The 21,902-nt window shown below is 59.5% G+C and carries 19 protein-coding genes and 4 tRNA genes; 6 read left to right on the top strand and 17 right to left on the bottom strand.

What is annotated here, in order from left to right; translation table 11 throughout:
• Nucleotides 1–126: 126 nt before the first annotated feature.
• Nucleotides 127–681, top strand: coding sequence for a cytochrome b (locus ACKUG4_RS15065; RefSeq protein ID WP_236189229.1), 555 nt, complete (start codon nt 127–129; stop codon nt 679–681).
• On the opposite strand, the gene ACKUG4_RS15060 is transcribed toward ACKUG4_RS15065, so the two are convergent.
• The gene (locus ACKUG4_RS15060) at nt 678–1,586 is read right to left on the bottom strand and encodes a 1-aminocyclopropane-1-carboxylate deaminase/D-cysteine desulfhydrase (RefSeq protein ID WP_445434306.1); all 909 of its coding nucleotides are present in this window, start codon (nt 1,584–1,586) and stop codon (nt 678–680) included. The two genes, ACKUG4_RS15065 and ACKUG4_RS15060, sit on opposite strands and share 4 nt — an antisense overlap.
• Nucleotides 1,587–1,627: 41 nt before the next feature.
• Nucleotides 1,628–3,667, bottom strand: coding sequence for a 2,4-dienoyl-CoA reductase FMN-binding domain-containing protein (locus ACKUG4_RS15055; RefSeq protein ID WP_445434305.1), 2,040 nt, complete (start codon nt 3,665–3,667; stop codon nt 1,628–1,630).
• Between the two features lie 204 nt (nt 3,668–3,871).
• Here ACKUG4_RS15055 and ACKUG4_RS15050 point away from each other — a divergent pair, with 204 nt between their 5' ends.
• Both ACKUG4_RS15050 and ACKUG4_RS15045 read left to right on the top strand, forming a co-directional pair.
• On the top strand, nt 3,872–4,999 hold the full coding sequence (locus tag ACKUG4_RS15050; protein WP_236189233.1) for a nitrilase-related carbon-nitrogen hydrolase: 1,128 nt from the start codon (nt 3,872–3,874) through the stop codon (nt 4,997–4,999).
• Between the two features lie 3 nt (nt 5,000–5,002).
• Complete coding sequence (locus ACKUG4_RS15045; protein ID WP_064597857.1) at nt 5,003–6,043, top strand: AraC family transcriptional regulator; 1,041 nt, start codon at nt 5,003–5,005, stop codon at nt 6,041–6,043.
• Between the two features lie 4 nt (nt 6,044–6,047).
• Here ACKUG4_RS15045 and ACKUG4_RS15040 read toward each other — a convergent pair whose 3' ends face one another.
• The 3 genes from ACKUG4_RS15040 to ACKUG4_RS15030 form a co-directional block, all read right to left on the bottom strand.
• Complete coding sequence (locus tag ACKUG4_RS15040; protein ID WP_178076487.1) at nt 6,048–6,197, bottom strand: hypothetical protein; 150 nt, start codon at nt 6,195–6,197, stop codon at nt 6,048–6,050.
• A 201-nt stretch (nt 6,198–6,398) separates the two neighbouring features.
• Nucleotides 6,399–7,262 (bottom strand): DUF2242 domain-containing protein, encoded by an 864-nt coding sequence (locus tag ACKUG4_RS15035; protein WP_085648238.1) that lies wholly within the window; start codon nt 7,260–7,262, stop codon nt 6,399–6,401.
• 92 nt (nt 7,263–7,354) lie between these two features.
• On the bottom strand, nt 7,355–8,254 hold the full coding sequence (locus tag ACKUG4_RS15030) for a LysR family transcriptional regulator (protein ID WP_445434304.1): 900 nt from the start codon (nt 8,252–8,254) through the stop codon (nt 7,355–7,357).
• A 122-nt stretch (nt 8,255–8,376) separates the two neighbouring features.
• Between ACKUG4_RS15030 and ACKUG4_RS15025 the strand changes: the two genes are divergently transcribed.
• Complete coding sequence (locus ACKUG4_RS15025; RefSeq protein WP_445434303.1) at nt 8,377–9,582, top strand: MFS transporter; 1,206 nt, start codon at nt 8,377–8,379, stop codon at nt 9,580–9,582.
• 60 nt (nt 9,583–9,642) lie between these two features.
• Here the strand turns inward: ACKUG4_RS15025 and ACKUG4_RS15020 are convergent, their stop codons facing one another.
• From ACKUG4_RS15020 to ACKUG4_RS14975, 10 genes are all read right to left on the bottom strand, one after another.
• Entirely contained in the window at nt 9,643–11,514 is a 1,872-nt protein-coding gene (locus ACKUG4_RS15020; RefSeq protein WP_445434302.1) for a SurA N-terminal domain-containing protein, read from the bottom strand.
• Nucleotides 11,515–11,745: 231 nt separating this feature from the next.
• Nucleotides 11,746–12,018 (bottom strand): HU family DNA-binding protein, encoded by a 273-nt coding sequence (locus tag ACKUG4_RS15015; RefSeq protein WP_002552737.1) that lies wholly within the window; start codon nt 12,016–12,018, stop codon nt 11,746–11,748.
• A 148-nt stretch (nt 12,019–12,166) separates the two neighbouring features.
• Nucleotides 12,167–14,563: an endopeptidase La gene (lon, locus tag ACKUG4_RS15010; RefSeq protein WP_039767614.1), complete on the bottom strand. Its 2,397-nt coding sequence runs from the start codon at nt 14,561–14,563 to the stop codon at nt 12,167–12,169.
• 163 nt (nt 14,564–14,726) lie between these two features.
• Nucleotides 14,727–16,010 (bottom strand): ATP-dependent Clp protease ATP-binding subunit ClpX, encoded by a 1,284-nt coding sequence (clpX, locus tag ACKUG4_RS15005; protein WP_064597867.1) that lies wholly within the window; start codon nt 16,008–16,010, stop codon nt 14,727–14,729.
• Between the two features lie 113 nt (nt 16,011–16,123).
• A complete protein-coding gene (clpP, locus tag ACKUG4_RS15000) occupies nt 16,124–16,759 on the bottom strand; it encodes an ATP-dependent Clp endopeptidase proteolytic subunit ClpP (RefSeq protein ID WP_007951559.1) in 636 nt (211 codons plus the stop codon).
• Nucleotides 16,760–16,851: 92 nt separating this feature from the next.
• Nucleotides 16,852–18,162: a trigger factor gene (gene tig, locus ACKUG4_RS14995; RefSeq protein ID WP_064597869.1), complete on the bottom strand. Its 1,311-nt coding sequence runs from the start codon at nt 18,160–18,162 to the stop codon at nt 16,852–16,854.
• 400 nt (nt 18,163–18,562) lie between these two features.
• Nucleotides 18,563–18,638 (bottom strand) — tRNA-His (locus ACKUG4_RS14990).
• 76 nt (nt 18,639–18,714) lie between these two features.
• A tRNA-Leu gene (locus ACKUG4_RS14985) sits at nt 18,715–18,799 on the bottom strand.
• A gap of 57 nt (nt 18,800–18,856) precedes the next feature.
• Nucleotides 18,857–18,932: transfer RNA gene (locus ACKUG4_RS14980), tRNA-His, on the bottom strand.
• Between the two features lie 32 nt (nt 18,933–18,964).
• Nucleotides 18,965–19,041 (bottom strand) — tRNA-Arg (locus ACKUG4_RS14975).
• A 274-nt stretch (nt 19,042–19,315) separates the two neighbouring features.
• Between ACKUG4_RS14975 and folD the strand changes: the two genes are divergently transcribed.
• Both folD and pbpG read left to right on the top strand, forming a co-directional pair.
• A complete protein-coding gene (folD, locus tag ACKUG4_RS14970; protein WP_011335038.1) occupies nt 19,316–20,170 on the top strand; it encodes a bifunctional methylenetetrahydrofolate dehydrogenase/methenyltetrahydrofolate cyclohydrolase FolD in 855 nt (284 codons plus the stop codon).
• A gap of 229 nt (nt 20,171–20,399) precedes the next feature.
• Nucleotides 20,400–21,338, top strand: coding sequence for a D-alanyl-D-alanine endopeptidase (pbpG, locus tag ACKUG4_RS14965; RefSeq protein ID WP_011335039.1), 939 nt, complete (start codon nt 20,400–20,402; stop codon nt 21,336–21,338).
• 53 nt (nt 21,339–21,391) lie between these two features.
• Here pbpG and ACKUG4_RS14960 read toward each other — a convergent pair whose 3' ends face one another.
• Together ACKUG4_RS14960 and ACKUG4_RS14955 are read right to left on the bottom strand one after the other, a co-directional pair.
• Complete coding sequence (locus ACKUG4_RS14960) at nt 21,392–21,598, bottom strand: hypothetical protein (protein WP_445434301.1); 207 nt, start codon at nt 21,596–21,598, stop codon at nt 21,392–21,394.
• 12 nt (nt 21,599–21,610) lie between these two features.
• Nucleotides 21,611–21,817 (bottom strand): DUF6021 family protein, encoded by a 207-nt coding sequence (locus ACKUG4_RS14955; protein ID WP_041475356.1) that lies wholly within the window; start codon nt 21,815–21,817, stop codon nt 21,611–21,613.
• Between the last annotated feature and the right edge of the window lie 85 nt (nt 21,818–21,902).

Below are 21,902 nucleotides of genomic sequence, written 5' to 3'. Positions count from 1 at the left end.
GCTAAATCGCTGACTCAGCTCAGTGAAAGCTTTTTTAGCCTGGGGCAAACGCGCCAAAGGGGATTACAGTTAAGGCATGCCGTCGCAGAACGGCACGCTTGAGCCCTGAACCGTGAGGAACGCCGTATGCCGTGGACAAATTCCGAATCCCGTTACAGCACCGTGTCGATCCTGTTGCACTGGCTGATGCTGGTGCTGTTGGTGCTGGTGTACGCCAGCATGGAATTGCGCGGGCTGTTTCCCAAGGGCAGTGGTGGTCGCACGCTGATCCGCGAAGTGCATTACATGCTCGGGCTGACTGTGTTCGTGCTGGTGTGGTTTCGCCTGTTCGCTCGCAGCCTGGGGCCTGCGCCGAAAATCTTTCCGGCTTCGCCACAATGGCAAACCACCCTCGCACGCTTGATGCACTGGGCCTTGTACCTGTTCATGATCAGCATGCCGATCCTCGGCTGGCTGATCACCAGCGCGGAGGGGCATCAGGTGATGTTCTACGGTTTCGACCTGCCGCTGCTGGTGAGTGAGGACAAGGCCTACGCCAAACAGGTTGAATACTGGCACGTACTGATCAGCACGATTGGCTATTGGCTGATCGGCCTGCATGCGCTGGCGGGCATCTATCACCATTACGTGGTGCGCGATAACACGTTGCTGCGGATGATGCCCAAGCGCAGCCAGGGTTAACCGTCGAATCCGCGCCGGCCCTGCAAGCCGCCGGTGTGGACGAAGATCAAGCGCAAACCCCGGGCAAAGCGGCCCGCCTCGATCTGTTGTTTGAGCGCCAGCAAGGCCTTGCCGGTGTACAGCGGTTCGAGGGGAATGCCGCTGGCCTGTTCGGTTTGCGCGATGAATTCAAGCAACGTCGGATCGACCTTGGCGAAACCGCCACGGCTGGCGTCGATCAGCTCAAAGCCTCCGGTGTCACCGACAATCGCCTCGACATTGGCCGCGACGCCGTGATCGTCGGGCACAGCCATTGCGCCATACACCGCACGTTGGCCTGCCTCGGCCAACACCAATCCCGCTAGCGTGGTGCCCGTGCCGCAGGCCAGCCACCAACCGTGGTAGTCGTCCCAACCAAGCTTGCCGAGTTGTTCACTGACCTGGTCCTTCAGCGCCGCGCAACCCTGCGCGCCCAGCAACCCGCCGCCACCTTCAGGCACCGGATGCAGCGTCTGATATTGCTCTCGCCACGGCTGCCAGAACCCCGGCTCGTGCCGCGCCCGATAACCGCCGTAACCGAGCCAGTGCAACTGCATGCCGAAATCCTGCAGATCCCTGACCGTCGGGGTGTCCTGCGGATGCCCGCGCAACAGCCCGACCGTGGCGAATCCCAGGCGCTTGCCCGCAGCCGCCAGTGCATGCAGATGATTGGAGTGCGCACCGCCCAGGCTGATGATGCCTTCGGCACCCGCGCGGTCGGCGGCTTTCAGGTGTTCGACGAGTTTGAACCACTTGTTGCCGCTGATCAGCGGATCGATGCGGTCTAGACGCAGGATCGCGACTTCAATGCCGGCGGCAGTGAGCCAGTCCAGATGAAAGGGATCGAGGGGGGCTTGAGGTAGCCAGTCGGTGGGAGGCAGAAACATGAAGGCCGGCTCTGTGCAAAGAGCCGGCATTCTAGGGTGGATCAGAGCTCGGCGGCCAGACGCGAGCCCTGATTGATCGCACGCTTGGCATCCAGTTCGGCCGCCACATCGGCGCCGCCGATCAGGTGCACGTTCTGCCCGGCTTCAACCAGACCGTCATGCAGCTCGCGCAGCGGATCCTGGCCGGCGCAGATGACGATGTTGTCCACCGGCAGCACTTGCGGCTCGCCGGTTTCGCCGATGCGGATGTGCAGGCCTTCGTCGTCGATCTTCAGGTATTCGACGCTGTTGAGCATCTGCACCTGCTTGTTCTTCAGACCGGTGCGGTGAATCCAGCCGGTGGTCTTGCCCAGACCGTCGCCGACTTTGGACTTCTTGCGTTGCAGCAGGAACACGTCACGAGCCGGTGCGTGCGGTGCAGCCTTGATCCCGGCCACGCCACCACGGGCTTCCAGATTCGTGTCGATGCCCCACTCTTTCCAGAACGCAGCGCGATCCTGACTGGTGGCCACACCTTCATGGACGAGGAATTCCGAGACGTCGAAACCGATACCGCCAGCGCCGATCACCGCCACACGCTTGCCGACCGGTTTGCGCTCGAGCAGCACATCCAGGTAGCTCAGCACTTTGGCGTTCTCGACACCCGGAATCGCAGGCAGACGCGGCGCAATACCGGTCGCCAGAATGACTTCGTCGTAACCGCCCTCGACCAGTTTCGCCACGTCGACGCGGGTGTTCAGGCACACCTCGACGTTGGTGGTCTGCAGTTTGCGTTTGAAGTAACGCAGGGTTTCGTAGAACTCTTCCTTGCCCGGCACACGTTTGGCGACGTTGAACTGGCCGCCAATCTCGCTGGCCGAATCGAACAGCGTTACCTGATGCCCGCGCTCGGCGGCCACGGTGGCAGCGGACAGACCGGCAGGACCGGCACCGACCACGGCGATCTTCTTGATCTGCTTGACCGGCAGGTAGTTGAGCTCGGTCTCGTGGCAGGCACGCGGGTTGACCAGGCAACTGGTGAGCTTGCCGCCGAAGGTGTGATCGAGGCAGGCCTGGTTGCAGCCGATGCAGGTGTTGATTTCGTCGGCGCGGCCTTCGGCAGCCTTGTTGACGAAGTCCGGGTCGGCGAGGAACGGCCGCGCCATCGAGACCATGTCGGCATCGCCTTCGGCCAGAATCTGCTCGGCAACTTCCGGGGTGTTGATGCGGTTGGTGGTGATCAGCGGAATATTCACCGAGCCACGCAGCTTGGCCGTGACCTTGCTGAACGCCGCACGCGGCACTTTGGTGGCGATGGTCGGGATCCGCGCTTCGTGCCAGCCGATGCCGGTATTGATGAGGGTTGCGCCGGCCTGCTCGATGGCTTTGGCCAGGGTGACGATTTCTTCCCAGGTGCTGCCGCCTTCCACCAGATCGAGCATCGACAGACGGAAGATGATGATGAAGTTCGGGCCGACCGCTTCACGTACGCGGCGAACGATTTCCACCGGCAGGCGCATGCGGTTTTCATAGCTGCCGCCCCAACGGTCAGTGCGGTGGTTGGTGTGGGCCGCGAGGAACTGGTTAATGAAATAACCCTCCGAGCCCATGATCTCCACGCCGTCGTACTCGGCAGTCTGGGCCAGTACCGAGCAAGTGACGAAATCGCGGATCTGTTTCTCGATGCCTTCCTCGTCCAGCTCTTTGGGCTTGAACGGGTTGATCGGCGCCTGAATGGCGCTCGGTGCGACCTGTTTCGGGCTGTAGGCATAACGGCCGGCGTGGAGGATCTGCATGCAGATCTTGCCGCCCGCATCATGCACGGCGCGGGTGACGATGCGGTGCTTGAGCGCTTCTTCCTCGGTGGTCAGCTTGGCCGCGCCGGAATACACACCGCCCTCGTCGTTCGGGCCGATACCGCCGGTGACCATCAGGCCGACGCCGCCGCGGGCACGCTCGGCGAAATACGCCGCCATGCGTTCGAAACCACCCGGCTTCTCTTCAAGGCCGGTGTGCATCGAGCCCATCAGGGTGCGGTTGCGCAGCGTGGTGAATCCCAGGTCCAACGGGGCCAACAGGTGCGGGTATTGAGTGGCGGTCATCGTTAACTCCACAGCAGCGATCACGGAAAATGCGGGAGCTCTGCGTCCCCCGTCAGTCATGCTCGACAGATTAGGAGTCGCCTCGCTGTCACTCAATGACCGTAACTGACAAGTTATTGATCCAAATGCGCAGCGCCTCTTGGCAAGCCGGGGCTGGCGCCCTACCCTGTCCGCACACCCTGTACCCGGTTGTTGTTGGATTTCATGCGCAAACTTCTGTACCTGACTTTTTCCATGGCGCTCATCGCCGCGCTCACCTTCTACGCCATGTGGGCGGCTGACCGGCCGGCCGGTCATTACCTGTCGGACCTGCGGATCAAACTCGCGGTCGATCAGGGCACCCCCGCCGACCGTGGCAACCTGCTGGGCATCCAGCCCGAGCTGTTTCCCACCGACTACCAAAGCCCCGAACGCCTGCACCGCAAGCTCGCCGCCTATTTGCAGCAGGCGCAGGATCAGGGGCTGTTGAATGAAAAAACCGTGGTCATCCTGCCGGAGCATGTCGGCACCTGGCTGATGATCAGCGGCGAGAAAGATGAGCTATACCAGGCCGCCACCCTCGCCGAAGCGATGAACTGGCTGGCGGCGAGCAACCCGGTGCAGTTTGCTCGCGCCTGGCTCACCGCCAAGGGCAGCAGCCGTCTGGATGACGCGCACCTGCGCATGAAGTCCCGGGACATGGCCAAGGACTATCAGGCTCTGTTCGGTGGATTGGCCAAGGAGTTCCACATCACCCTGGTGGCCGGCTCGATCGTGTTGCCTGAACCGAACATCACCGACGGCCGGCTCAAGGCCGGCAGCGGCGCGCTGTACAACAGCACGGTGGTCTTCGGGCGTGACGGCGCCCCCCTCGGCCAGCCACAGCGGCAGATGCGTCCGGTCTTCGATCACGATGACTCCGGCACCCGCGAAGCTTCGCGGATCAATGTGATCGACACCCCGGCCGGACGCCTCGGCGTGTTGATCGGCAACGACAGCTGGTACCCGGACAACTACCGCAAACTCGACGAGCAAGGCGCGCAGCTGATCGCGGTGCCCGCGTTTGTCGTCGGTCATGGCGTGTGGGATCAACCCTGGAAGGGTTACAAAGGCTCGAGCGTGCCGGACTCGGTCAGCCTGAAACCGGGAGCAGTCAGTGTAGGCCAGGCCTGGCACCAACTGACCCTGACCGCGCAACCGCCGGCCAGCAAGGCGCTGGCCGGTATGAGTGTGTTTCTGCGCGGGCAGTTCTGGGACAAGCCGAGCGCCGGGCAAAGTTTCCTCAGTAGCAACGGCCAGCAATTCGCCGACAGCGAAGCCCGCGGCGCGCGCCTGCTGAACCTCTGGTTGTAAACCGTGAAGCCGCTGCCGATGCGTCTCGGGGATCTGTCGGTGGGCTTCGTCCACAGCCTGGCCGATGCCGTGCGCAGCCATGAGATCGACCCGCTGCCATTGCTCGAACAGTACGGTTTGGACACCGCACGACTGGCCGAAGCCGGGGCGCGCCTGTCGATCCCGCGCTACATGCGCCTGGGGCATGGCGCGATTCAGCTGACCGGCGACCCGGCACTGGGTTTGCGCATGGGCCGGCTCAGTCGCCTGAGTCAGGCCGGGCTGGCCGGTGTGACCGCCGCGCAGGCGCCGACCGTGCGCGAAGCCGCTCGCTGCCTGACTCGTTTCGAACCGTTGTACGGCTCCAACTATCGCGGCCAGTCGAGTTTCCACGAGGACGCCAGCGGTGCTTGGCTGCGGTTCTACTCGATCAGCCCGTACAACGCCTACAACCGCTTTGTGGTGGATTCGATCATTGCCGGCTGGCTGCATCAATTGTCCAGCGTCAGCCCAGAACCTTTGCGTGCTGAACGGATCGAGATCGAGTTCGACAGCCCGGATTATCGCGACGCCTACGCCGTGCTCGGCGACTGCCCGATTCAGTTCGGCGCCGAACACAACCAACTGCGCCTGAGCCTCACCAGCCTGGCCCAACGCAACCCGGAGCATTGCCCCAGCACCTGGAAACATTTGCTCGGTTTGTGTGAACGGGAACTGGAACAACTGACCCGCACCCGCAGCCTGCGCGAACGCATCACGCAATTGCTCGGGCCGTTGCTCAATGGTGGCCGGGAACCCGACCTGGAAGAAGTGGCGACACGCCTGAAGCTGCCGACCTGGACGTTACGGCGCAAACTGGCCGAGGAAGGCACGCAGTTTCGCGCGATCCTCAATGACACCCGCCGTGACTTGGCAATGACCTACATCCGCGACACCGAACTGGCATTCGGTGAGATCGCCTACCTGCTGGGCTTCGCCTCGGCCGAAGCTTTCCAGCGCGCCTTCAAGCGCTGGAACGGCCAGACACCGGGCGAATTTCGCCGCAGTCACCGCAAGACAGGCTGACGCCTTACAGCTCGGTGGCGTCTTCCGCAGGCTCTGGTGAATCCAGCTCAAAGGCCTGGAATTCGAGCAGTTCTTCTTGGTAGTCATCCATTGCGTAATCCCCCCTGACGCTTGCTTGAAATGGCCTGGAACAAATGACCAGTGCCTCGAGCATAAAGTGCCCGTGTGAAGGAAAAATGAAACGCGTCCTTCATGAAATAAACGTAGCAGGCGGTCAGGAATTTATCGCGGGATATTTTGAGAAGGATTCATCCACATAGCACTGTGGGAGCGAGCCTGCTCGCGATAGCGAACTTTCCGACACATTGATATTGATTGTGCCGACGCTATCGCGAGCAGGCTCGCTCCCACAGGTTTACTGCCCGGAGGCAGGCATGGCCGGAATCGGCTCGGAGGGCGGCGGTATGTCCGTCGGATTGGCCGGTGGCGTGATGGTTTCCGTGGCGGGCGCAGGCTCGGTAACCGGTGCCGGGGTAATCGGCGCCGCTTCCGCTGGCGGCGCTACCGGCTCGGAACTGGCCGGGGTCGCTTCTGCAGGTGCTGGCGCAGGTGCTGCAGCGGGCTCGGCGGCCGGTGCTGGGGCCGGGGTCGGTTCAGCCGCGGGGGCTGGAACCAGCGGAGCCGGTGCCGCTTTGGCTTCCGGCACACCCAGGTCGGTCTTCGGTTTTTCGGTGATGTGCGCGGCCTTCTTCGCTTCGGCCGGCAGGAACAGCTCGACCAGCGTGAAGAAGCGCTCGTAGAACTTCTGCGACGACACGGTTTCACTGGCGACCTTGACCATCGAATCGTCAGACGAGCCGATCGGCATCGAAACCGAGCCCAACACGCCGACACCGAGGCTGGCCGAGTTGTTGGTCTTCTTCAGCGCGTAGCGGTCCTGCAGGGCATTGGCGAACACGGTGGCGTGATGGCCTGCGCTGCCATCATCGGCGCATACCACGTTGAAGCTGATCTCCAGGTGGGTTTCGCCGGTCTGCTGGAAGCTCTTGTGTCCGCTGACCAGTTTCGGGTCATTGCTGGTAATGATGTAGCCCTGGCTGAGCAACGCTCGGCGGGCCGCTTCGCAACTGGCGGTGTCGGTCACCGGGTAATTGCGCGAAAAGGTGCCGGAGTCGTCGAAATTCTCATGCTCGTAGATGGGCTTGTCCTTGGAGCAGCCGGCAGCGGCGGTCAGCAACAACGCCAACCCGATGAAACGCACGGGAATAGAATTCAACATTAAACATCCTGAGGGAAAACGGTCCGGGGCGTATTGTGCAACAGATCGCTGCCCCGCGGCGTATGGATTAGTGTCTTAAAACAGTTACAACTCTATCGACCTTCAGTGGCAGGAAAAAGTCGCGCCGATAAATGATCGATGAACACCCGCAACTTGGCGGTTGCATGCCGGCTCGACGGCCACAGCACCCAGAACTGTCCGACGTGCTCCACATGCTCATCCAGCACTCGCTGCAGGCGACCCTGCTGCTGCGCCTCGAAGATCATGAAGTCCGGCAGACAAGCGATGCCCATGCCCGCCAGCGCTGCAAGCCGCACGGCTTCGATCGACGTACTGACCAGGCGTATCGGCAAGGTCGGCTCGGGAGCGCCCTCCTCGCGTTTGAACGGCCAGGACTCCAGTTTGCCGGTGGCGTGAAACGTATGGCGCAGGCAGGCGTGCTCCGCCAGATCGGCCGGGGTCAGCGGCTCGCCGCACTCGCGCAGATACGCGGGGCTGGCCACCAACACCATGTGAAACTCGCCCAACGGTCGTGCCATGAGTCGCGAGTCTCGCGGTTTACCCGTTCGGATCACCGCATCGAAGCCCTCCTCAACGACGTCGACCATGCGATCAGTCAGGTCCAGATCCAGTTCGATCTGCGGGTACAGCGCCATGAATTCGTTCATGACCGGCATCACCAGGTCATGCACCTGCGGCAGGCTGACCCGCAACTTGCCGTGAGGCGCCGCTGCGGCATCGCACAGTTCAAATTCCGCCGCCTCCACTTCGGCGAGGATCTTGCGGCAACGTTCAAGAAACAGCGCGCCTTCACTGGTCAGCGTGATGCTGCGAGTGGTGCGGTGAAACAACCGCACATTGAGTCGTGCCTCCAGTCGGGCAATGCTTTTGCCGACCGCCGACGAAGACACGCCCTGCAAGCGGCCGGCCTCGGTAAAGCTGCGGGTTTCCGCCACCTGCACAAACACTGAAATACTGCCCAGGCTGTCCATTCATCCCTCCCTGATTCACGACATTCTTGTCCGAGATGTTCGGAACCCTAACCTGTTTTTCCCGAATGTGCAGCGCCCTACCCTATGGCCTTCGTCTTTCTCGGCAAAAGGGATGCTGGTTCATGAACGATGCGCAACTCACCTCTACACCGCTGACCAATAGCGTCCAGCACGATGAACGACTACCGCTGGGCGCACTGCTAGCGCTGGCCACCGCCGGCTTCATCACCGTGCTGACCGAGGCGATGCCCGCCGGCCTGCTGCCGCAAATGAGCGCAGGGCTCGATGTTTCTCAGGCACTGATCGGGCAACTGGTCACGCTGTACGCCATCGGTTCGATGCTGGCGGCGATTCCCCTCACCATCGCCACCCGAGGCTGGCGTCGACGTCCGCTGTTGCTGGCGGCCATTGGTGGGTTTGCCATAGCCAACAGCATCACTGCACTGTCGGAACTGTACTGGCTGACCCTGATTGCACGCTTGATCGCAGGCGTGTTCGCCGGGCTGCTCTGGGCTCTGCTGGCCGGGTACGCGAGCCGGATGGTCGCACCTCATTTGCAGGGCCGGGCGATTACGGTGGCCATGCTCGGAGCACCCCTTGCGCTGTCGCTGGGCATTCCGGCCGGGACGCTGCTGGGCACGGCGGTCGGCTGGCGTCTGAGCTTTGCGATCATGACCGGGCTGACGTTGCTGCTGGTGATCTGGGTGCGCTGGCAAGTGCCGGATTTCGCCGGTGAACGCGCCGGAAAACGTCTGCCACTGCGTCAGGTGTTTATCTTGCCGGGCGTGCGATCGGTGTTGTTTGTGACTTTGTCCTACGTCGTCGCGCACAACCTTCTGTACACCTACATCGCGCCATTTCTTGAACCGTCGGGACTTGGCGGAGAAATCGACCGGGTGTTGCTGGTATTCGGTCTGGCGTCGGTGCTGAGCCTGTGGATCGTCGGCAGCCTGATTGATCGCTGGCTGCGTCAATTGGTTCTGGTCAGTGCCGCGCTGTTCCTGCTGTCGGCGATTGCACTGGGTCTTTGGCGCGAATGGCCGGGCGTGGTCTACACCGCCATCGCCGTCTGGGGCCTGGCATTCGGCGCGATGCCCTCGCTGTTGCAGACGGCCCTGGCGAAAACCGCCATGGAGGCTGCCGACACCGCGCAATCGATGCTGGTGACCCTGTGGAATGTCGGAATTGCCGGCGGCGGGCTTGCGGGCGGTCTGCTGCTGAACAACCTGGGCGTCGGGAGTTACCCGTGGATTGTCGCGGGCCTATTGCTGTTGACCCTGTATGCGACCGTCAATGCCCGGAGCCATGGCTTCCCGAACGCCGGATAGCGCGCATAAAAAAGCCCCGGATTTTCATCCGGGGCTCGGGTCTTGCGGCTCAGCCAGGCATCAGAAACGCTTGATGTCGGCTTCGGCTTCCAGCTGCTTGCGGTACGCCGCGAAGTCTTGCTGGCCCACACGCGAGGCGAGGAAGCGACGGTACTGCGCTTTCTCTTCATCGGTCGGAGCCGCTGCTTCGTTCACGCCGTTAAGGCGCACGATGGTCAGGCTACCGTCCGCCAGCGTCACGCTGGTGAAGGTCGGCTTGTCCTTGGCGGCCGGTTTCGGCATGCGGAACAACGCTTGCAGCACCGCTGGATCAACGCCTTCCTGAGCGCGGTTCGCCGCTTCAGTGACTTTCCAGCTCTGACCGTCCACCGCCTTGTCCAGCGGGGTCTTGCCATCACGCAGACCGGCGATCAGTTGCTCCGCCTTGGTCTTGGCAGCCGCGCTGGCATGCTCTTTGGTCAACTGGGTGCGAATGGCGGTGGCCACGCTTTCCAGCGGCAATTGAGTCGGCTTGAGGTGCTCCTTGGCGCGCAGCACGATCACGGTTTCCGGATCCAGCTCGATGGCGGTGCTGTTGGCCCCCTCTTCCAGCACTTCGGTGCTGAACGCGGCCGTCACAACGGCACGGTTGGCTGCAACGCCTTCGCCACCTTCACGGCCGAACGGCTTGGAAGTGTGCACGGTCAGTTTCAGATCCTGCGCCGGCTGGGCCAGGTCGGATGCTTCGAACGAAGAGTCTTCCAGTTGCTTGGTCGCCTCCACGAAACGCTGCTCGACCTGCTGGGTTTTCAGCTCGCGGGTCAGCTTGTCTTTCAGGCTGGCCAGAGTCGGCACTTCAGGCGCCTCGACACCCAGCAGCTTGATCAGGTGGAACCCGAAGTCGGTGCGAACCGGCTCGGAAACCTGATCCTTGTTCAGCGAATACAGGGCTTTCTCGAAGGCTGGGTCGTAAACGCCAGGACCGGCATAACCCAGGTCACCGCCATTGTTGGCCGAACCCGGATCCTGCGAGAACTCCTTGGCCAGCGCTTCGAACTTCTCGCCCTTGGCCAGACGCGCCTGGACTTCTTCGATCTTCGCCTTGGCCTGCGCTTCGGTAGTCTTGTCGTTGACTTCGATCAGAATGTGCGCCGCACGACGCTGTTCCGACAGGTTGGCGATCTCTTTCTGATACGCCGCCTGCAGGTCTTCGTCCTTGACGGCGACCTGATCGAAGAACGAAGCCTTCTTCAACTCCAGGTAATCGATGACCACTTGATCCGGGGTCATGAACTCCTTGGCGTGCTCGTCGTAGTAAGCCTTGACCTCGTCATCGGTCAGCTTCACGGTCGAAGGGTCAGCCTTGATGTTCAGCGTGGCGAAGTCGCGGGTCTGTTTTTCCAGACGGGCGAAGGCCAGCACCTGAGCATCGGTCACGAAACCGCTGCCTGCCACACCGGCGCGCAGTTGGCCGATCAGCATTTCCTGAGCCAGCATCTGGCGGAACTGCATGCGGCTGTAGCCCAGTTGACGGATCACCTGATCGAAACGGTCAGAGCTGAACTTGCCGTCGACCTGGAATTCAGGCGTCTGCAGGATCACTTGGTCCAGGGCCGCTTCGGAGAAAGCGAATTTCGATTGTTCTGCGCCTTGCAGCAGCAGCTTGCGATCGATCAGACCCTTGAGGGCCGATTCGCGCAGCATTTTTTCATCCAGCAAGGAAGCGTCGAAGTCCTTGCCCAGTTGTTGCATCAGCTGACGGCGTTGCATATCCACCGCCTGGCTCAGCTCGTTCTGGCTGATTTCTTCGCCGTTGACCTTGGCCGCCTCATTCTTGTGAGTCGTGGCCTGGAAAATGGCGTCGAAACCGGTCAGAGCCATCAGTGCAACGATGACCCCGATAATGGTCTTGGCAATCCAGCCTTGTGAATTGTCCCTGATATTCTGCAGCATGCGTCCCCCAGAAACGGTTGAACTTCAAAATTAGGCAACCGTGGAGCGTGGGTAGAATCCGGATAGAAGAAAGGCGCATCCGAGGATGCGCCTTCTCGTAACTGGCGGAGCGGACAGGGCTCGAACCCTCGATCCCGGTGTGACAGGCAGCTATTCCAACCGCCTGCTCTACCGCTCCGCTGCCAAGTCAGGCATGACCCCGACCCGGATGGGTAAAAACCTGAATCAAACTTAGTTGACGGCTTCTTTCAGGGCTTTACCGGCTTTGAAACCTGGTTTTTTGGCTGCCGCGATTTCCAGAGTCTTGCCGGTCTGTGGGTTACGACCGATGCGAGCTGGACGATCAGTCACGGAGAAAGTACCGAAACCAACCAGAACAACGGAGTCGCCAGCCTTGAGAGCGCCAGTGACGGATTCGATTACAGCGTCCAGCGCACGGCCAGCAGCAGCTTTCGGGATATCAGCGGATGCAGCGATAGCATCAATCAGTTCCGACTTGTTCACTCTAAGTCCCCTTATATCTATTTGAGTATGATTCTAAGTTTTTTGGTGAAAGCAAAAACGAGTGCTGAATGGCCTACAGACACTTAAGAGCCGCTTTATAACAAGGGCTCTAAAAAGCTGTCAAGGAAGCCCCCCAGGCAAAAGCGTATTAATGCGTGCTAATTCTTTCCTTAGAGTCAGACTCACGTTTTTCGTCCTTGGCAACTATCTCCGGAGCCACATCCGGCAAGGGCTCCGGCGCGTATTGCAGCGCAATTTGCAGGACCTCGTCAATCCATTTAACCGGTTTGATCTGCAGATCCTGCTTGATATTGTCAGGAATCTCCTTCAGATCGCGCACGTTCTCTTCCGGAATAATCACTGTCTTGATTCCGCCACGGTGAGCGGCCAGCAGTTTTTCCTTCAGACCGCCAATGGCGAGAACTTGACCACGCAGGGTGATCTCGCCGGTCATGGCGACATCGGCGCGCACAGGAATACCCGTCAAAGCCGACACCAGTGCGGTACACATGCCTACACCAGCGCTCGGGCCGTCTTTCGGCGTAGCACCTTCCGGCATGTGGATGTGCGTGTCGCGCTTCTCGTGGAAGTCCAGGGGGATACCCAGGCTCTTGGCACGGCTGCGCACCACAGTCAGGGCCGCAGTGATCGATTCGACCATTACGTCACCCAGCGAACCGGTCTTGATCAGTTGACCTTTGCCCGGCACCACAGCGGCTTCGATGGTCAGCAGTTCGCCGCCCACCTGAGTCCAGGCCAAGCCGGTGACTTGTCCGATCTGATCCTGCTGCTCGGCCAGACCGTAGCGGAACTTGCGAACGCCGAGGAAATGCTCCAGCAGATCAGCTGTCACTTTTACCGAGAAGCGTTTTTCCAGCGCGTGCTCTTTGACCGCCTTGCGGCAGACTTTGGCAATCTGCCGCTCGAGGCCACGCACACCGGCTTCGCGGGTGTAGTAACGGATGATGTCGCGGATCGCTTCTTCGTCGAATTCCAGCTCGCCCTTCTTCAGGCCGTTGGCTGCAACCTGCTTGGGCGACAGGTACTTGACCGCGATGTTGATCTTCTCGTCCTCGGTGTAGCCCGGCAGACGGATGACTTCCATCCGGTCCAGCAGCGCCGGTGGAATGTTCATCGAGTTCGAGGTGCACAGGAACATCACATCCGAGAGGTCGTAATCGACTTCCAGATAGTGGTCGTTGAAGTTGTGGTTCTGCTCAGGATCGAGCACTTCCAGCAACGCCGACGCCGGGTCGCCACGCATGTCGCTGCCCATTTTGTCGATTTCATCGAGCAGGAACAGCGGGTTGCGGACACCCACTTTTGTCATCTTTTGAATCAATCTTCCTGGCATCGAACCGATGTAGGTCCGACGATGACCACGGATTTCCGCTTCGTCACGCACGCCACCGAGGGCCATGCGCACGAATTTGCGGTTGGTGGCATGGGCGATCGACTCGGCCAGCGAGGTTTTACCCACGCCCGGAGGACCGACCAGGCACAACACCGGGCCACGGATTTTCTTCACGCGCTTCTGCACGGCGAGGTATTCAAGGATGCGTTCCTTGACCTCTTCGAGGCCGTAGTGATCGGCGTCGAGAATGTCTTCGGCACGGGCCAGGTCCAGACGTACCTTGCTCTGGGCCTTCCACGGCACTTGAACCAGCCAGTCGATGTACGAGCGCACCACAGTGGCTTCAGCGGACATCGGCGACATTTGCTTGAGCTTGTTCAGCTCGGCAGTGGCCTTGGCCAGCGCGTCTTTCGGCAGACCGGCAGCGTCGATGCGCTTCTTCAGGTCTTCAATTTCGTTGTGGCCTTCGTCGCTGTCGCCGAGTTCTTTCTGAATGGCCTTCATCTGCTCATTCAGGTAGTACTCGCGCTGACTGCGCTCCATTTGCTTTTTAACGCGGCCACGAATGCGTTTTTCGACTTGCAGCAGGTCGATCTCGGCGTCCAGCAAGGCCAGAACGTGCTCGACCCGGGCCGACAAATCGATGATTTCGAGGATTTCCTGCTTCTGCTCGATCTTCAGCGCCATGTGCGCGGCCATGGTATCTACCAGACGGCCAGGCTCGTCGATGCTGTTGAGCGACGACAGGACTTCAGCCGGGACTTTCTTGCCCAACTGCACATATTGTTCGAACTGCGACAACAGGCTGCGCACAAACACTTCGGATTCGCGCTCGGCGGCGTCGACCTCGTCGATCAGCGAGACTTCGGCACGGCAGTGGCCATCGACTTCGCTGAAGCGCTCGACAGCGCCACGCTGCTCGCCTTCGACCAGAACCTTGACGGTGCCGTCCGGCAGTTTCAGCAGCTGCAGAACGGTGGCGATAGTACCTACGCGATAGAGAGCTTCTTCACCGGGATCATCGTCAGCCGGGTTTCTCTGGGCCAGCAGCAGGATCTGCTTGTCGCCCGTCATCGCGGCCTCGAGGGCTTCGATGGATTTCTCGCGCCCCACGAACAGCGGGATAACCATGTGCGGATACACAACGACATCACGCAATGGCAGGAGAGGCAATTCGATGGTGGTCTTCATGATTTCGCCTCTACGGCGGCCATATGGCCGTAATCAGATGGAATTAAGCTTGAAACCAAGATGGGGGTTGCCTTGAAAAAAAACAAGCGCAAAGCGGATGTAAAAAACGACATAAAAAAAAAGAGGCCCGAAGGCCCCTTCCTTGTTCCGGCAGGCCGGGCGCTTATGCGTCCGGTGCAGCCTTGGCAGCCGGCTCACTGTTTTCGTAGACATACAGTGGCTTGGACGTGCCTTCGATCACGCTTTCATCGATCACGACTTTGCTCACCTCGGACTGCGAGGGGATTTCATACATCGTGTCGAGCAGCACACCTTCGAGAATCGAACGCAGGCCACGGGCACCGGTTTTACGCTCCAGGGCACGCTTGGCGACCGATTTCAGCGCGTCGGAACGGAATTCCAGATCCACGCCTTCCATCTCGAACAGCTTGGCATACTGTTTGGTCAGGGCATTTTTCGGCTCGGTGAGAATCTGCATCAAAGCAGCCTCATCCAGCTCGTCCAGCGTCGCCAGGACCGGCAGACGACCGACGAATTCCGGGATCAGACCGAACTTGACCAGATCGTCAGGCTCGACTTCACGCAGGGATTCACCAACTTTCTTGCCTTCTTCCTTGCTGCGCACTTCTGCGTTGAAACCGATGCCACCCTTGGTGGAACGGTTCTGAATGACCTTCTCCAGACCGGAGAATGCGCCACCGCAGATGAACAGGATGTTACGGGTATCAACCTGAAGGAATTCCTGCTGCGGATGCTTGCGGCCACCTTGCGGTGGTACGGAAGCGACCGTGCCTTCGATCAGCTTGAGCAAGGCCTGCTGCACGCCTTCACCGGAAACGTCCCGGGTGATCGACGGGTTGTCGGACTTGCGCGAAATCTTGTCGATTTCGTCGATGTAGACAATGCCCATCTGGGCTTTCTCTACGTCATAATCACACTTCTGCAGCAGCTTCTGAATGATGTTCTCGACGTCTTCACCCACGTAACCAGCCTCGGTGAGGGTGGTTGCGTCGGCGATGGTGAACGGAACGTTCAGCAAGCGGGCCAGGGTTTCGGCCAGCAGGGTTTTACCGGAGCCTGTCGGGCCGATCAGCAGGATGTTGCTCTTGCCGAGTTCGACGTCGTCAGCCTTTTTGTCACGCTGGTTCAGACGCTTGTAGTGGTTGTACACCGCTACTGCCAGAACCTTCTTGGCACGCTCCTGACCAATGACATATTGATCAAGGATGCCGCTGATTTCTTTAGGCGAAGGCAATTTATGCGCGCTGCTTTCGGCCTGTGCTTCCTGCACCTCCTCGCGGATGATGTCATTGCACAGGTCGACGCACTCGTCGCAGATAAAGACCGAGGGGCCGGCAATCAATTTGCGTACTTCATGCTGGCTTTTGCCACAGAAGGAGCAATAGAGCAGCTTGCCGTTGTCCTCGCCGTTGCGGGTGTCAGTCATTCGTTCGATCCAAATCCGATAGGCTTGCAACACAAGATGAAGGCTATTGCGGGCTTTTTCAAGCCCGCCGCTGATCAGACGCGCCGACCAAGCCTATTTTGAGCTGCTTATTTTTAAGCTGGACGCTGGTTGATCACTTCGTCGATCAGACCATATTCCTTCGCAGCTTCTGCACTCATGAAGTTGTCGCGGTTGGTGTCGCGCTCGATTTCTTCAAGCGTACGGCCGCTGTGCTTGGCCATCAGCGTGTTCAGACGCTCGCGGATGAAGAGGATTTCCTTGGCATGGATTTCGATGTCCGATGCCTGGCCCTGGAAACCGCCCAGTGGCTGGTGAATCATCACGCGCGAGTTCGGCAGGCAGAAACGCTTGCCAGGTGCACCGGCCGTCAGCAGGAATGCGCCCATGCTGCACGCCTGACCGATACAGGTAGTCGATACGTTTGGCTTGATGAACTGCATGGTGTCGTAGATCGACATGCCCGCTGTCACCGAACCGCCCGGGGAGTTGATATAAAGATGGATGTCCTTGTCCGGGTTTTCCGCTTCAAGGAACAGCAATTGCGCGCAAATCAGGTTGGCCATGTAGTCCTCTACCGGCCCCACCAGAAAGATTACTCGTTCCTTGAGAAGACGCGAGTAGATGTCATAAGCGCGCTCGCCACGAGCAGATTGCTCGACAACCATCGGGACCAGGCCGCCGGCGGCCTGGATATCAGAGTTCTGCTGAATATAGGAATTACGGAACATGCTCTGCAGTCACTCCCAAATAGTCATGTCTTGAATACGCATAAGCCAGCTCGAAGGCTGGCTTATGGTGTGTGCTTCTAACGCAAAAACAATCAGTCGGCTTTTGGAGCTTCTACCGGCTTGACCGCTTCTTCGTAAGAGACCGATTTGTCGGTCACGCTAGCTTTCTGCAGAACAGTATCCACAACTTGTTCTTCCAGCACAACCGAACGAACTTCGTTCAGTTGCTGGTCGTTCTTGTAGTACCAGGACACGACCTGCTCAGGCTCCTGGTAAGCCGAAGCCATTTCCTGAATCATTTCACGAACGCGGGCTTCGTCTGGCTTCAGATCGAACTGCTTGACCACTTCGGCCACGATCAGACCCAGGACAACGCGACGCTTGGCTTGTTCTTCGAACAGCTCGGCCGGCAGTTGGTCTGGCTTGATGTTGCCGCCGAACTGCTGGACAGCCTGCACGCGCAGACGGTCAACTTCGTTGGACAGCAGAGCCTTAGGCACTTCGATCGGGTTGGTGGCCAGCAGACCGTCCATTACCTGATTCTTGACCTTGGATTTGATCGCCTGACGCAGTTCACGCTCCATGTTCTTGCGAACTTCGGTGCGGAAACCGTCGATGCCGCTTTCCTTGATGCCGAATTGAGCGAAGAACTCTTCGTTCAGCTCTGGCAGCTTTGGCTCGGAAACGGTGTTTACAGTCACAGTGAACTCGGCGGTTTTGCCAGCCAGGTCCAGGTTCTGATAGTCCTCTGGGAAGGTCAGGTTCAGAACGCGCTCTTCGCCGGCTTTAGCGCCGACCAGGCCTTCTTCGAAGCCCGGGATCATGCGGCCGGAACCCAGTACCAGCTGAGTGCCCTTGGCGGAACCGCCAGCGAATACTTCGCCGTCAACCTTGCCAACGAAATCGATGTTCAGCTGGTCTTCGTTCTGGGCAGCACGATCGGCCACTTCGAAACGGGTGTTCTGCTTGCGCAGGATGTCCAGCATCTTGTCCAGATCGGCGTCAGCCACGTCAGCGCTCAGGCGCTCAACGGTGATGCCTTCGAAGCCGGCAACGGTGAACTCAGGGAACACTTCGAATACGGCTACGTATTCCAGGTCCTTGCCAGCTTCGAGCGATTTTGGCTCGATCGATGGCGAACCGGCCGGGTTCAGCTTCTGCTCAACCACAGCTTCGTAGAAGGAGGACTGGATCACGTCGCCGATCGCTTCCTGGCGCGCATCAGCACCGAAACGGCGCTTGATTTCGCTCATTGGCACTTTGCCTGGACGGAAGCCAGCAATCTTGGCCTTTTGGGCAGTCTGCTGCAGACGCTTGTTGACCTGAGTCTCGATGCGCTCAGCCGGCACGGTGATGCTCATGCGGCGCTCAAGAGCAGTAGTATTTTCAACAGAAACTTGCATGGATATTCCTCGTTGCACAGACGTTAGCCGGCCGTTTCCGACCCAAGAATCAAGGGCAAGCATTCTAGTAGGTCAAACTCAAGAAGTCACCCTACTGAAAACGGGTAAAAAAACAGCAGGCCATTTGAAGGCGGGGACAAGCGGTTGCGCCTCGCCTTGTTAGCAAATACAGCCAATTCAAGCCAGGGCTCTGCGCCAACCTCTTCTATATATAGAGGCGGTTGAATCATCTCCCTGACAGGCGACCTCGCAAGCAAGGCCGGCGGACAGCGCAGCATCATCGAACAACATTAATACGACGAAGCACCCTGCCCTGCGACCCGAAACCTGCAGCCGCCAAAATCCGAAACCGTAAAACAAAAAAGGCGCCAGACTGTTAAATCTGGCGCCTTTCGGAATATGGGGTGGACGATGGGGATCGAACCCACGACAACGGGAGTCACAATCCCGTGCTCTACCAACTGAGCTACGCCCACCATATTGCGTGCCAAAGAAGCCAAACAACTTCTTTGTAGAACTTCACCCGGCCAATGGCATGAATGAAGCTTTGATTGGTGCGGATGAAGAGACTCGAACTCTTACGCCTCGCGGCGCTGGAACCTAAATCCAGTGTGTCTACCAATTCCACCACATCCGCAGATGAAGCTTTTAAAGCAAAGGCGCCAGACTGTTACATCTGGCGCCTTTCGAAATATGGGGTGGACGATGGGGATCGAACCCACGACAACGGGAGTCACAATCCCGTGCTCTACCAACTGAGCTACGCCCACCATATCGCGTTACTTGTGCCAATGCTGCCTAATGGCGCACCCGGCAGGACTCGAACCTGCGACCATCCGCTTAGAAGGCGGATGCTCTATCCAGCTGAGCTACGGGCGCCTTGTTAGCTGTACCCTTGGAGGACTACAAACTAAGTGCTTTCCAGCCTCGCAAAACGTTGATTTCGCTCGACCTTCTTAACCAGTGCTAGGCTGTGCCCGACAAGTGCGACGAATAGTATAGAGCGACCCGAAGGTCGTCAAATCCTTTTTAAAAAAAATTCATTTAATTAAAGGGCTTAGGGGAATTTGCTGACCAAGCGCCTTTGCCCTCACCGTTTGACATGCGAGAATGCGTTCTCTTTTTTTCCCCTCTCGATGGTTAATCACGCGCAATGACTGCACAACTAATCGACGGCAAATCGATCGCCGCCAGCCTGCGCCAGCAGATCGCCCAACGGGTTGCCGAACGTCGCCAGCAAGGTCTGCGCACGCCAGGCCTCGCGGTGATCCTGGTCGGCAGCGATCCTGCCTCTCAGGTTTATGTCTCGCACAAGCGTAAAGACTGTGAAGAGGTCGGTTTCCTCTCTCAAGCGTACGACCTGCCTTCCGAAACCACTCAAGAAGCGCTGACCGATCTGATCGATCGACTGAACGACGACCCGGCAATCGACGGCGTTCTGCTTCAACTTCCTCTGCCAGAGCACCTGGACGCTTCCAAACTGCTGGAGCGCATCCGCCCGGACAAGGACGTCGACGGTTTCCACCCTTATAACGTCGGTCGTCTGGCCCAGCGTATTCCGCTGCTGCGTCCGTGCACCCCGAAGGGCATCATGACCCTGCTGGAAAGCACCGGTGCCGATCTGTACGGGATGGACGCGGTGGTTGTCGGCGCATCCAACATCGTCGGTCGTCCGATGGCGATGGAGCTGCTGCTGGCCGGTTGCACCGTGACCGTTACCCACCGCTTCACCAAGGATCTGGCCGGACACGTCGGCCGCGCAGACCTGGTGGTCGTGGCCGCCGGCAAGCCGGGCCTGGTCAAGGGCGAGTGGATCAAGGAAGGCGCGATCGTGATCGACGTCGGCATCAACCGCCAGGAAGACGGCAAACTGGTGGGTGATGTGGTCTACGAGACCGCCCTGCCCCGCGCCGGCTGGATCACTCCGGTACCCGGCGGCGTCGGCCCGATGACCCGCGCCTGCCTGCTGGAAAACACCCTCTACGCGGCAGAAACCCTGCACGCCTGAGTCGCGTTTTCCGCGCTCCGAGAACCCCGCCTTGTGCGGGGTTTTTCATGCCCTCGAAAAAACCTTTACCGTTCGCCGGAAACCCCTATTTTTACAGGGCTTTTCACGACTTTTTCATGCCTTGCGGACAACCATCGACAGTTCTTCAACCATACTCCTACAATGCGTCGTTTTTACGACACAGGCCGTTACAAAGAACGGCATTTCCAACCTTCATGAGTTCGCCCGCGTGAATATTCGTCTGTCCATCCTGAGCCTGGTTTTTGCATTTTCAGGCACGCTCCTCACGCCAACGGTCAACGCCGCCGAAACCACCGCCGCCCCTCGAGACGCTTCGCAATTGAAGATTGCCTCCGGCAGCGCCCTGCTGATGGATCTGCAGACCAACAAAGTCATTTATTCCAGCAACCCGGACGTGGTGGTGCCCATCGCTTCCGTGAGCAAATTGATGACCGGTTTGGTAGTGGTCGAAGCGCACCAGAACATGGACGAATGGATTGACGTCGACATCAGCCACACGCCGGAAATGAAAGGCGTGTTTTCCCGCGTCAAACTGCGCAGCGAACTGCCCCGCCGAGAGATGCTGCTGATTGCCCTGATGTCCTCGGAAAACCGCGCCGCCGCCAGCCTGGCTCACCACTACCCGGGCGGTTACGCGGCATTCATCGCCGCGATGAACGCCAAGGCCAAGGCGCTGGGCATGACCAGCACACATTTTGTGGAGCCCACCGGCCTGTCCGAGCGCAACGTCTCCACCGCCCGCGACCTGAGCAAGTTACTGGTGGCCGCGCACAAACAGCCGCTGCTCATCGAGCTGACCACCACCAAGGAAAAGACCGTTTCGTTCCGTAAACCCAATTACACCCTGGGTTTCCGTAACACCGATCACCTGGTCAACAAGGCCGACTGGGATATCCGCATCACCAAAACCGGTTTCACCAACCCTGCCGGTCACTGTCTGGTGTTGGTGACCCGCATGGCCAACCGCCCGGTCGCCCTGGTGATTCTCGACGCGTTCGGCAAATACACCCACTTCGCCGATGCCAGCCGCATCCGCAGTTGGGTGGAAACCGGCAAGAGCGCTAACGTTCCCGCCGTGGCTCAGCAATACAAGGCCGACAAAAACCTCAAGAGTCGCCAGAGCGGCGTGATCGAAGCGTCCAAGTAATCCGTCCCCCCATGAAAAAGCCCCGAATCGTCGGGGCTTTTTCATTTATGCACTCAGTCGTTGGGCAACGGCATCTTGTCGTCTTCGGGAATGCCGTCACCAGCGCTCGGGTCGCGGGAATGCTCCGGCGTCACCACCGCCGGACGCGCCAGCGGATCGCGCAGAGGGCTCTCAGGATCCAGCACCGGATCAACTTCCGGCTCAGGCGTGGTGGGCACACTGTCAGGCTTGTGGTCGTCGAAACTCGAATCGGTACTCATACGCACCTCGCTTCAAGGCTTGAGATCAGCCAAGGGATCGTAAGGCTTGGCCGGACGCTTGGGATCGTCGCCCGGCTGCACATCCTTGGGCGCCTTCGCCGGGCCAATGGGATCGACTTGCGGATCGTCCAGATCAGGCGAGTCCGGATCGAAGCCCAGGTCGTCGCCGCTGCCATGCTCGGAAGAATGCGGCCCGCTGGGTGAAGTTGGAATTGCCATATTCGCCTCCTGAAACTGGCCCGTAAAACACGGGACGCTACAGTTCAGAAGCGCATCCTCCATCAGGGTGCCCGACAGGCGACGA

Origin of the sequence: Candidatus Pseudomonas auctus, assembly GCF_048654275.1 — a bacterium.
Classification (GTDB): Bacteria; Pseudomonadota; Gammaproteobacteria; order Pseudomonadales; family Pseudomonadaceae; genus Aquipseudomonas; species Aquipseudomonas pharyngis.
This window is presented reverse-complemented; position numbering and strand designations above follow the sequence as displayed.